Here is a 12,588-nt window from a genome sequence, read left to right on the forward strand (position 1 = left end):
GGGAATATTTTATGCCCTTTTCCAAACTTTTCTCCTGAATAGGACATTTTTGTTTGGTAAACCTAAACTCTTTGCACTATTTTTGCTGTGTACAGCAAAACAGTAACCTTCAGGCAAAAGAGTTTAGCATTTCGTCGCGAAGAGCCAGCCCCCTAACAAAAAATAAAAATTCCGTTTTCAACCATTTACAGATTCTAATTCAGGATCTGAGGGTTTTCTGTTTTGGACATTCCGAATTACCGAACAACAAATGCGTTTCGCCACATTGACCAGAAATTACAACAAAATACTAATCATACTCCTGGGAATACTGATAGGCCTCCCTCTGGTGGGATCGGTATTTTTTATGCTTCCCGGCGTGCAAACCAGGATTGTTGCCGGCATCACCCAGCGACTGAGCAACGATTTGAACACAGAAATATCCATTGGTCGGGTTCAGGCCTTACCATTTTCAGGCATTCGACTTGATAATTTTTTGATCCGCGATTTAAACAACGACACCCTACTCTTTTCTCCGGGCGTACATGCCGAAATCGACTATTTTTCACTTCTGAAAAAGCATTTTTTCATCGGAAGGGTGACGCTAGACCAACCTCAAATAAACATCAGCGAATACAACCAAAAATTGAACTTCTACTTCCTGATTGATTCCATTGGCTCCAATCGTGCCGACACCTCTCAGTGGCACTACTCGGTCAGGGGCTTCCGCATCAATGACGGAAATATCTCCTTTACACATTCCGTGCTTCATAATCCCAACCTCAAACACGATACCCTCTCCTTTAATCAGGTAAACATCGATCTGGAAAGAACATCGGGTGTGGCCGATTCACTTAACTTCAGGCTCAACAACCTAACCCTTCATGAAAAACTGGGCCTTTCTATCCAAAGCGGGGGCGCCCGGGGACAAGTACGCCCGGATAAAATCTCCATTGATGATTTTTTCATTAAGACTCCTTTTTCCGAAATCAACATCGATCGTTTTGAAATACCGGTAAATCCGGAAAAAACCATTGCAGGAAGCAACAACCGGTTTTTGGCAGAAATAAAAAAGATCTATCTGTCGCCCAAAGAGATCGCCCTCTATCTGAAAAAATTCCCACAAATTGAAACATCCCTCGGACTCTCGGGAACGGTTTTTGGCTCCGGACAAAACCTGAAAGGTCGTGACATCTCTCTGCTTCTGGGCCGCGAAACCAGAATCAACCTCTCTTTCGACATCAGCGATCTTTCCAACTATCAGGAAACTTTCCTGTTCATGGATATCAAAAATCTGGAAACCACTCCTTCCGATCTGGTTCGAATAGCGGGTCGTGCTCAAAGCCTGCAAGGCAACCATTTACCGGCTTTGGGAACCATCCAATACAGAGGTAATCTCACCGGGTTCATCACAGACCTGGTTGCATACGGCAATTTCACCACCGCCATGGGGAGTATCAGTACCGATATTGGAATAACATTCAACCAGGATCAATCAATTTCTTATAGCGGGGCATTGAAAACCATCAACTTTAAGCTGGATGACATTCTCGGACGCAAACATCAATTTGGAGATCTATCGATGAATGTAGACATCAACGGTTCCTGGAAAAATAAAACCAATTATGCCACTTACATAAATGGGAAAATTCAGAAGTTTGAATGGAACCAATACTTATATCAAAACATTGACATTAACGGCTTGCTCACGCACCAGAGATTTGATGGTGCCGTGGCTGTTGTTGACCAATACGGCAATCTGAACTTCAACGGCGAAATAGATCTGTCGGCCCACATCCCCAGGTTTCAATTCACGGCAATGGTGGAAAACTTTATGCCCGATCGATTAAATATTTTACCCGGATTGGAAGAGGGCATTATCACCCTCACTATGAATGCCAATTTCGAAGGTGATAACCTTGATGATCTCTCCGGATTGGTGAGTATTTCGGATGGCTTAATTTATACCCCTCACACCTCCCTCGAGATAGACTCTCTCTCCCTGAAAGCTTTCAGAGATGACAATACGAAACGATTATCTCTCCGGTCCGACTTTATTGAGGCAGACCTGATCGGAGAATACCACTTTTCAGGAATTCGTCAATCCTTTCTCCAAATGATTGCTGATTATCTTCCGTCGGTCCATCCCACCACGCCCCATCTACCAATATCAGAAAACCAATTTAAGTTCGATGTGTCCTTCGATGGTTTTGACAAGGTACTGAAGCTCTTTTATCCCAATCTTTCCTTTGCCAACAGAGGAAACCTTAAAGGAGAAGTGGATTTCCGCAAACATATCTTTGATATCAATGCCTCATTTGAAAATCTGTCCGTTAACAACATCATTGCCAATGACATTCAGATCTATGCCAACACCAATAGATCCAAGAACCTGCAAATTGTAACCCGCGCCAAACAGATCAACTGGAACGACAAATTAAATCTCTACAACTTCTCCATTCATCAAATGGCCGGGAAAGATACGCTGGACATGAACATTTTCTGGAATAATTGGGATGCGGTTACCAACAGCGGGGCCATCTACACCACCACAGCCTTTCGGAGAGAAAAGAACGAAGGATTCTATTTCGCCACCCATTTAAAGCCGTCAACCATGATTCTGGAAGACTCTCTCTGGAACATCAATGAAGCCAGACTTCTTTACACCCCACAATCCATAAGTATCCAGGGGCTTGATATTCATCACCAGAAGCAGCGCCTGGCACTAAACGGTTTTCTCCATCGGAAGTCAGAAGACGGGTTGCGCCTTCTCATGGACAACATTGATATCTTTCAACTCTTTAAAGGAAGAAAGGAAGAAGGCCGACACTATTTCGGGGGAATGATTAACGGGAGTCTGGAAATTAAAAACTATTATCGTGAGCCGCTCTGGAAAGCCAATCTTTCCATCGACGATTTCAGTTTTGACGGCGACACTGCCGGGTTCTTCTCTATTGCTTCCTGGTGGGATCAAAACAAAGAAGCAGTGGTTGTCAACACTTCCTTGAAAGATGGAGATCGCACACCCCTTACCGGACAGGGAACCATCAATCCACGAGACAACAGTTTAGCCGTTGATCTGCAACTGGACCGTCTAAATGTCTCATTTCTGGAAACGTTTATCGGAAAGATACTGCAAGACTTTAAGGCTACCGCTTCCGGAAATTTAAATTTAACCGGCCCTTTGAGCAAACCCCTGTTTACCGGACAAGTCAATGTTGACGAAGGACAATTCAATGTAGACCTCCTTCAAACTTCCTACAGCATTAAAGATTCGGTTTGGTTTTACCCCAATGAAATACGTTTCAGAGATGTTACTGTTCAGGACGAATACGGAAAAACCGGATCTTTCAATGGATCGATCTACCATACAGGGTTTAAAAACATGGTATATAACCTTCAGGTAGATATCAACAACCAGCTGGTTTTGGATACAAAAGCAAAAGACAACCCCTATTATTACGGTACCGTTTTTGCCAAAGGGAAATTGTTGGTTACCGGCACCACCGGTAGCTTTGACTTATCCATCAGTGGCACCACCCTTGACAATACGCGTTTCTTCATCCCCATGAACGACACCGAAGAGGCTGAACAAAGCAATTTTATCCGGTTTGTTTCTCCTAAGAATTATTCTTCCGGCAATAATACTTTGTCGGCCCAAAACAACTCTCAAAAATATACTGCCGACCTCTCGGGGATGGAACTCAACATGGAAATCGAAGTCACCCCTGCCGCACAGATTGAAATCATTTTTGATTCTGCGGCCGGAGATATGCTTAGTACCACCGGCAACGGAAATATTCAAATTCTCCTCGACCGACAAGGGAATCTCAACTTTTTTGGAGAGTACGAAATCAATGACGGAGAATATCTCTTTTCTCTACAAAACCTTGTCAATAAGAAATTCATCATCAACCAGGGGGGGAACGTAACCTGGCAGGGGGATCCCTACAAAGCGCGAATCAACATGACGGCGGTCTATAAAGTAAAAGCCCCGCTCTCCGATTTGGTTGGGCCCATCTCCGACGGCGTTTCAGGAGATAATCAGGACATTTACCGACGGATTCCGATTTATTGTAACCTGAAACTTTCCGGACCTCTTGAAAGACCCGGTATTAAATTTGACATCGAGGCTCCTACCCTCAGCGAAAGCCGAGAAAGTTATATTCTCGATTTAATTTCTTCCGAAGATGAAATGAACCGACAAGTGCTCTCGCTGCTGGTCCTGAATCGTTTTTACACGCCCGACTATCTGCGGATGGAAAATACGGAGAGCACACAAACCAACAATGCCGCCCTGGTAACCACCACCGAGATGCTCTCCAATCAGCTGAGCCGTTGGCTCTCCAACATCAGCAGTGATGTGGATGTGGGCGTCAGCTATCGCCCCGAAGATAACCTTACCAGCGAAGAGATTGAAGTGGCCCTCTCCACCCAGATGTTTAACAACCGGGTGACCATCAACGGCAATGTGGGCTATGGGAAATATCAAACCAACACCAGTAAAATGGTGGGTGACTTTGACATGGATGTTAAACTCAATCCCGTCGGCACCATCCGCGCCAAAGCATATACCCGCTCCAATGATGATATCATCTACGAAACCTCACCCACGACCCAGGGAATCGGGATCTCCTTTAAAGAAGAATTTGATAAATTCACCGACCTACTCCATAAATATTGGAAAGCCATCACCGGGAAAAAAGAGGACGAAGACACAAGCCAGAATCCACAGAGTAGATAATAGGAAAAGAAACATGGTGTGTCTGGTTGCTGGCCTCTAGCTTCCGGTCTCTGACCACTGAGCGGCCTCTTGATCCAGCAGCCAAAGGCTTTTTTCTCGGTTTACCCTTGCAGCCGGATAGCTCAAATATTGCCCTTTTTGATTGAGGATCTCATGAACCTTGGGAGCCTTCTTTTCTCCGGTAACCAAAAAGGCGATATCACGGGAATTATTAATGACCCTTCCTGTCAGTGTGATTCTTTTTTGTCCGGATTTGGGATGGGTACCAATCTCGCACCATTCGGGCGAATCCCAAAGGGCTATTTCATGCGGAAAGATGGAGGCCGTATGTCCGTCATCGCCCATTCCCAGCAACATCACATCAAAGCAAGGTAGGCCGTTGACTTTGGGCAGCTCACGTTCCAAAATGTGACGATAATCCGCCCGCGCCTCCTCCGGTGACAATTCTCCTTTAATCCGGAAAATATTTTCCGGCAAAACAGGTGTATGATCGAAGAGATGTTCCCGGGTCATCCGATAATTACTCTCGGCATGATCGGGGGGCACACATCGTTCATCCCCCCAGAAAAACTTTATCCGGTCCCATTTGATACTCTTTTTATATTCCTGCGACAACACATCGAAGATGGTTTCCGGCGTGCTCCCGCCCGAAAGGGCCATATGAATGAGCTCATTCTTTTCTGTTAGTTCGATCAGACAATCTCCAAAATAGCGGGCCAGCTGTTCTTTAGAATAGAATATTTTAGTTTCCATAATTCGTCTTGGTTAAGTTTATTGAAATGACCACTTCCCTTCTCAAAGCTCACAATAAGTGCCATCTGAGAGATTCTTACAGGGATATCTCCAAGTCATTTCTCCTTCAATCAGATCATCGCTCTCTTCTGGGCCCCATGATCCTGCAGGATAACCATGAACCTTGATACAGGGTTGCTCTTTCCAGGCTTGAAGAATGGGATCAATAAATTTCCAGGCGGCTTCCACTGCATCGCCACGGGAATAAAGTGTCGGATCGCCCAACATACAATCCAGCAACAGACGTTCATACGCAGAGGGTAAATAGGCATCGGCCAATTCGGAATAATGAAAATCCATATTCACCTCTTGCACACGGAAGCCTGCTCCCGGAACTTTCATACCAAATTTCAGCAGCAGACCTTCATCGGGCTGAATACGTATCACCAGCTGGTTTTGATTTCGGATGATGGCCTCATCATCGGCAAAGAGGTGATGCGGTGTAGGCTGAAAATGAATCACAATCTCCGTTACCCGGGTGGGCAACATCTTACCGGTACGAATATAAAAGGGAACGCCTGCCCAGCGCCAGTTATCGATAAAAAACTTCATCGCCACAAAGGTCTCAACCCGCGATTGGGGATCAACACCCTGCTCCTGTCGATACCCTTTAACCTGCTGCCCCCGAACCTGAGATTCTATATATTGACCACGAATTACATATTTTTCCACCTCCTCTTTGGAAATAGGCCGCAACGACTGCAACACCTTGACAATCTCGTCACGAATACTTTCAGCATTTATCAGTGCCGGTGGTTCCATGGCCACCAGGCTGGTGAGCAATAAAAGGTGATTTTGAACCATATCTCTCAAAGCCCCTGACTCTTCGTAATATCCGCCGCGTCCTCCGACCCCAATGTCTTCGGAAGAAGTCACCTCCACATGATGAATGTAATTGCGATTCCACAGAGGTTCATAAATTCCATTGGAAAAACGGGTTACCAAAAGGTTTTGAACCGTCTCCTTTCCCAGATAGTGATCTATACGATAGATCTGTTCCTCTCTGAAATACCCCAATAGCTCCTTGTTGAGCTCCAGGGCACTCTCCAGATCACGACCAAACGGTTTCTCCACAATGAGGCGTCTAAAACCCTGATCATCTTTATTTAATCCCTGCTCAGCCAGATAACGTGGGATCAGAGAATACATACTAGGCGGTGTTGCCAGGTAGAAAATAAAATTATTTTGGCTGCCCGTTTCCCTGTCCAGGGCCTGCAATCGTTCTTTAAACCCTTCATACTCACCCCCCTCTTTGGTATTAAAAGCATAATAATGCAGCCTTTCTAAAAACCCTTCGGGAACTCCGTCTTTTTTGGAGGCAAACTCACTAATCCCGGTACTCATCTTTTCACGAAACTGATCGTCGGAAAGAGGAGTCCGCCCCACGCCCAGCACGGCAAATTTCTCAGGCAAAAGTTCTTGTTTATGCAGATCGGCCAGTGCAGGCACCAGCTTGCGCCGGGTTAAATCACCCGAAGCGCCGAATATTACTAAAATATGATTGTCCGGTCTCTTCATTCGTATAAATTTTATCTCATTTATTGCTCTAATGAAACTCACATACCTAAGTTTTTTGTATGGTCTGTGGTGAAAACCACTCCTGTCATGCTCGTTTCAATGTCAACATATTTTCTGCTATTTGTTTTACTGATACAATCTGTTTCAACCTGCGGGACGTCAGGTTATGTCCCGCAACGACAGGAGATCTCCTACCGTTGCATTCGTTTAAAATAATGGGGTGAATCGCCCCACTGATCATATCCCGGATGGTGACCAATCATTTCCAGCCGAATGGACAAACAATGGGAACAATCGTCGGCCCCTTCATCGGTACACGGCTTATTTTGATACAACAAATAATCTTTTCTGTGGTTCGACGGGGTAATGTTGGGCATGATCACATTGGCACCGGCCTGAATGGCTTTTTCCCGTCCCACCGGATCGATGGCCTGCATGGCGGTGGTTGCCGCGATGTTGATATCAGGCATCATCAACCGCAAACAAGCCACCATGTTGAGCGAAGTCAGAAACCGTTCCTGCAGGCTCCAAAGCTCCGATCTTCTGTCGTAGAGCGGTGTCTCTTCATGCTCTATATAGGGGCCCATCCCCACCATGTCCACATCAAAAGTCTTTATAAAAAGCAAATCTTCGGCCAAATGGTTCAGTGTCTGTCCCGGTAAACCAATCATCACCCCCGTACCGGTCTGATACCCCACCCGTTGAATAGACCTCAAACATTCCATTCTCTTTTGAAACCGATGTTTATCATTGTCGGGATGCAGTTGCCGGTAAAGGGTTTCATCCGACGTCTCGATGCGCAACAGATAGCGGTGGGCACCACTGTTGAACCACCTGCGATAGGTTTCCGGACTCTGTTCCCCCAACGAAAGGGTGATGCCCAATTTTCCATCTGTCTCCTTTTTGATGATTTGTAACAGACGATCCATTCGATCCACAAAAGCAGGATCATCGCGCTCACCCGACTGCAGCACCAGCGAGCCGTAACGGTGTTCAAGCGCAAAGCGCGCCGCTGCTATAATCGCCTCATCCGGCAAATCGTATCGCTCTGTATGGCGATTGCCCTTTCGGATCCCGCAATAGAAACAGTCTTTAGTACATAGGTTCGAAAACTCCACCAACCCACGATAATAAACCTCCCTGCCCCGATAGTTCTGAAGATACTCTCCGCCCAGCAAGAGCAACGCCTTTTGCGCCTCGCCACGTAACGACAGCAACTGTGAGAGTATTTCCACACTCCATCTTCCCGACTCTGCTATTTCGCGGATATCCCGTTTCATCCGTATAAAATTAATTTAAGTTATTGGTTGGATGGAACTCGTATGCCAGAGGGTCTATAACTCTTGTTGTGACAACCCTACGTTGTCATGTTCATTTCATCCTTATCTAGCTCATTGGCCCAATAAAACCGGCAGTCCCCTGTCTTTATCATTCTTTATTGTAATCTGATGAATAGTCCCTGCTCGTTTAATTGGGCAACATTGAATCTTCGAAAATAATAAGAAAAATCTTACCGACCGACGATAATGTGTGGCTTTTGAGCAGTGACAACGATCATTCTCATCGATCCCAATAACGAAACACTCATTTTTCCTGACAAAACTCAAAGCATATCTCTTAGATTAAAAGTATTTTTGAATATTCACAAAATGAAAAAACAGCCATGATCAACGAAAGCCTGCTGAATCCGAAAAGTATTGTCGTCGTGGGTGGGTCGGAAGACATTACCAAACCCGGGGGTAAAATACTGAAAAACATTCTGGATGGGGGATACAAAGGCACCCTGTCGGTCATCAACCCCGGCCACGATAAGGTACAGGGCATCACCGCCTGGAAATCGGTGGCCGATTTGCCTCATACGCCCGAGCTGGCCATATTGGCCATTCCCGCCCAACTGTGTGTTTCAGCAACGCAACAACTGACACAAAAAGGGACTCGTGCATTCATTGTCATTTCTGCAGGCTTCAGCGAAGATGGCCCCGAGGGACAAAGGCTGGAAGAAGAGCTGAAAAACATCATCAATAAAGTCAACGGCACCCTGATAGGGCCCAACTGCATCGGCGTATTGACACCCACATACAGTGGTATTTTCACTTCGCCCGTACCACGGCTTGATCCCAAGGGATGCGATTTTGTGTCGGGGTCGGGCTCCACGGCTGTCTTTATTTTGGAATCGGCCCTGCCCAAGGGACTCACCTTCTCGTCGCTCATCAGTGTGGGCAACAGCGCCCAGCTGGGCATTGAAGAGGTCCTGGAATATTGGGATAACGCCTACGTGCCGGGCGAAAGTTCCAACATCAAACTCATCTATGTGGAACATATCAAAAATCCCGACAAGCTGCTCAAGCATGCCTCTTCACTGGTCCGCAAAGGATGCCGCATCGCTGCCATTAAGTCGGGCATTACCGAGGCGGGACAACGCGCCACCGCCTCTCATACCGGTGCCATGGCCAGTGCCGACTCGGCCGTCGAAGCCCTCTTCCGTAAGGCCGGCATCGTTCGGTGCTTTGGACGTGAAGAACTCACCACCGTAGCCTCGGTCTTCAACTATCCCAGACTGGAAGGCAAGAACCTGGCCATCATCACCCATGCGGGCGGTGCCGGCGTCATGCTCACCGATGCCTTGTCGCAGGGCGGACTGGCCATACCTCCCATTGAAGGCAAAGATCGTGATCATCTGCTGAGCTTGCTGAATCCCGGCGCATCGGCCTCCAACCCCATCGACATCCTGGCCACCGGAACGGCAGAGCAGCTGGGTCGTGTCATTGAATATTGTGACACCCGGATGGATCACATTCACGGGATGATTGTCATCTTTGGCAGTACGGGCCTCTCGCGCGTCTTCGATGCCTACCAGACCATTCATGAAAAGATGAAACAATGCCGTAAACCGGTCTTCCCCATCCTCCCTTCTATCAGCAGTGCCCGAGAAGAGGTGGAATTTTTCCTCTCGCACGGACACATCAACTTCCCTGACGAAGTGGTGTTGGGACGCGCCCTGACCACCATCAATCAGGCGCCCGATCCGGCCGATGAGAAAATCTTTAAAGATGATATCGACATCACGGAGATACGCACCATTATAAAAGCGGCACCCGAGGGTTTCCTGGATCCCGGCACCATCAACGACCTGTTGCGGGCGGCAGGCATTCCGGTGGTTCAGGAAGGGGTGGCCACCTCCCGAAAAGAGCTCCTCTCCCTGGCACGTCAGTTCGAATACCCGGTCGCCCTGAAGGTCATTGGGCCGGTTCATAAATCCGACGTGGGGGGTGTGACGCTCAACATCAAATCGGACGAACACCTCATTTCCGAGTATAAGCGAATGCGGAAAATCAAAGGGGTAAGATCGGTGCTGATTCAAAAGATGCAGACAGGCACCGAGCTTTTTATCGGCGCCAAATACGAGCCCACCTTTGGCCATGTCATCCTGTGCGGATTGGGTGGCATCTTTGTGGAAGCCCTGGGCGATCATTCCAGCGGACTGGCGCCGCTCACCTTCAACGAAGCACGGTCTATGGTGCGCAGCCTCAGAAGCTATCCCATCATACGTGGCATTAGAGGGCAGGAAGGCATCAACGAAGATCAGTTTGTGGAAATCATTGTACGCCTCTCTACCCTGTTGCGCTTCGCCACCGAAATAAAAGAGATGGACCTAAACCCACTCATCGGAAACAGCAAAGAGATCAGAGTGGTAGATGCCAGAATGAGAATTGAAAAATAAATTTTGTGGAATACATTCCTCATTTTTACTACTTTTTTGAGGAATCTATTCCCCATTTTAAGGCAATTTTTGCTCCATGAATTCCACAAAATAAAACGTAAAGGCACAACCCTTTGCTAAAAAAGAATAAATCAATTAAGGCCGAAAGGCAACAATGGCCTTTATTTAGGGGATATCCCCATAAAAAATTGATGCCGATAACTTTATTTGCCATTGGCATCTCACCATTATTTCGGAAATAGCAAAACGAATAACGTTACTCAATGCTAGACAACCAATTCCAATTCTGTCTGCCGATAAACTACCTTCATCAAAAAAAACCTTTATTTAGTCCTTTCACAATGGGTTTTTCCTCATTTTTTGCAATCTTCGCGCCCTCAATTGGTGTATAAAGAAAGTAAAAGAGTTTTTTACATTTGACAATTAGTCACTTAATCATAATCCCTAAGTAGAATAACCATAATGCGCTTAAGGACTAACGCATCAAACAAACATGAAAAGATCGAATACTTAATGAAACAAGCATGACCATCTACGATGAGCCAAACATGAACATTTACAAACTGAGTCATGCAAGTTCTGTCTGATCTTGCTAAATAAATTTAATACGGATGAAAAGAGGGATTGATATAGATACAACAAACAATAGTAAAAAACACTACCGAGCACCTGTCCTGGAAGTGGTTAACCTGGACAGAGATATTATTTTGATGGGGAACAGTGGCGTGATTGGTGATCCTCCAATAGGAATGTCATCAAACAATTTTTCAGAAGGTTTTACAGATTCCGAAAATACCTCATCCAAACAAGAAGGCATCTTCCCCGACAAGCAAAATCCTTTTGGAGGAGGCACGCCTGATTACCAACGGTAAATTAGGTATCGCCAACGCATAAAGACCAAACACCTCAACACCAACTCAAAAAATAAAACAAACGAGGCCGAGCCCCTTGACCCGACCTCAGCTATCAAAAAAACGCTTTAGCCCTCACTGATCCACCTCTTCCTTGGTTCCGGAGGTAGAAGAACGGGTTTCCACCACACGGTTATACTTCTCAATCACTTCATTGATCTCCTTTGCCACCTGTTGATAAGAATCGTTGCCCGACACAATAGCATTGGCTTCCAGGTGCTGCAACAAGGCGCGGTAAACACCGATAATCTCCTTCCTAAGGTCGGCCATTCTCACTTCGGGTTTGGCAGCCTCTTCTTTTACTCTTTTCAGATAAGCCTCATCAAAGAGCTTGTTAGCCTCCTCCATCTCGTTCAGCCATTCGGCCAAACCTTCAATCTTTGCCACCGCCTCCACCAAATCGGTATCGGTCCGAAATTTATTGATGATCCCGGCAATGGTGCTGGTCTCTGCCTGATAATTGAGCCGGGCAACACCGCCGCCAAACAACAAGATGGCATCATAAAGCCGGGTGGCTGCCTCGCGTTTTTCCGCATCAAAATGGTAAGAAAAGGCATCAATAAACCGGTAAATACCGGTAAAGGCGCGGTCGCGCCGCTCATCCAGTTCCTGAATTTCCTGAGTAATGTCACTGCCCGTTTCGGGCTTGTACAATTCGGAAATCTGAGAACTCAGAGCCGACAGGTCATCATAAACATTCTTTACATTCAGCAATTCTGGGTCATGACTCCCCACAATGTTCAGTATATTCTTAATAAACTGAACAAACTCGCTGTTCCTGAAATTGTGAATTAACGCGGCAATAAACATATTCTTAACTTTTAAAGGTTAAAAACTAAAGTTTATTTCACACGTCTCCAATTTAAAATTTGAACAAAAAATTTTCAAGTTTTTTTATGAAATTTTGTGTTCATATCTTCTAA

Annotated in this window: 7 protein-coding genes; 3 read left to right on the top strand and 4 right to left on the bottom strand. The window is 46.1% G+C overall.

Annotation, left to right across the window (positions count from 1 at the left end; translation table 11 throughout):
- Positions 1-250 precede the first annotated feature (250 nt).
- Positions 251-4,723, top strand: coding sequence for a translocation/assembly module TamB domain-containing protein (locus tag ACT29H_RS00305; protein ID WP_444819591.1), 4,473 nt, complete (start codon positions 251-253; stop codon positions 4,721-4,723).
- Positions 4,724-4,759: 36 nt separating this feature from the next.
- On the opposite strand, the gene pgl is transcribed toward ACT29H_RS00305, so the two are convergent.
- The 3 genes from pgl to hydE form a co-directional block, all read right to left on the bottom strand.
- A complete protein-coding gene (pgl, locus tag ACT29H_RS00310) occupies positions 4,760-5,476 on the bottom strand; it encodes a 6-phosphogluconolactonase (RefSeq protein ID WP_444819592.1) in 717 nt (238 codons plus the stop codon).
- 42 nt (positions 5,477-5,518) lie between these two features.
- Positions 5,519-7,033, bottom strand: coding sequence for a glucose-6-phosphate dehydrogenase (gene zwf / locus ACT29H_RS00315; RefSeq protein WP_444819593.1), 1,515 nt, complete (start codon positions 7,031-7,033; stop codon positions 5,519-5,521).
- A gap of 191 nt (positions 7,034-7,224) precedes the next feature.
- Positions 7,225-8,313 (bottom strand): [FeFe] hydrogenase H-cluster radical SAM maturase HydE, encoded by a 1,089-nt coding sequence (hydE, locus tag ACT29H_RS00320; protein ID WP_444819594.1) that lies wholly within the window; start codon positions 8,311-8,313, stop codon positions 7,225-7,227.
- Positions 8,314-8,696: 383 nt separating this feature from the next.
- Here hydE and ACT29H_RS00325 point away from each other — a divergent pair, with 383 nt between their 5' ends.
- Positions 8,697-10,754, top strand: coding sequence for an acetate--CoA ligase family protein (locus ACT29H_RS00325; protein WP_444819595.1), 2,058 nt, complete (start codon positions 8,697-8,699; stop codon positions 10,752-10,754).
- A gap of 611 nt (positions 10,755-11,365) precedes the next feature.
- Positions 11,366-11,626 carry a hypothetical protein gene (locus ACT29H_RS00330; protein ID WP_444819596.1) on the top strand — a complete coding sequence of 87 codons (261 nt, stop codon included), beginning with the start codon at positions 11,366-11,368 and terminating at the stop codon, positions 11,624-11,626.
- A gap of 114 nt (positions 11,627-11,740) precedes the next feature.
- Here the strand turns inward: ACT29H_RS00330 and ACT29H_RS00335 are convergent, their stop codons facing one another.
- A complete protein-coding gene (locus ACT29H_RS00335) occupies positions 11,741-12,475 on the bottom strand; it encodes a DUF6261 family protein (protein WP_444819597.1) in 735 nt (244 codons plus the stop codon).
- Positions 12,476-12,588: the final 113 nt, after the last annotated feature.

This window comes from Thermophagus sp. OGC60D27 (assembly GCF_052400625.1).
Lineage (GTDB): Bacteria > Bacteroidota > Bacteroidia > Bacteroidales > Marinilabiliaceae > Thermophagus.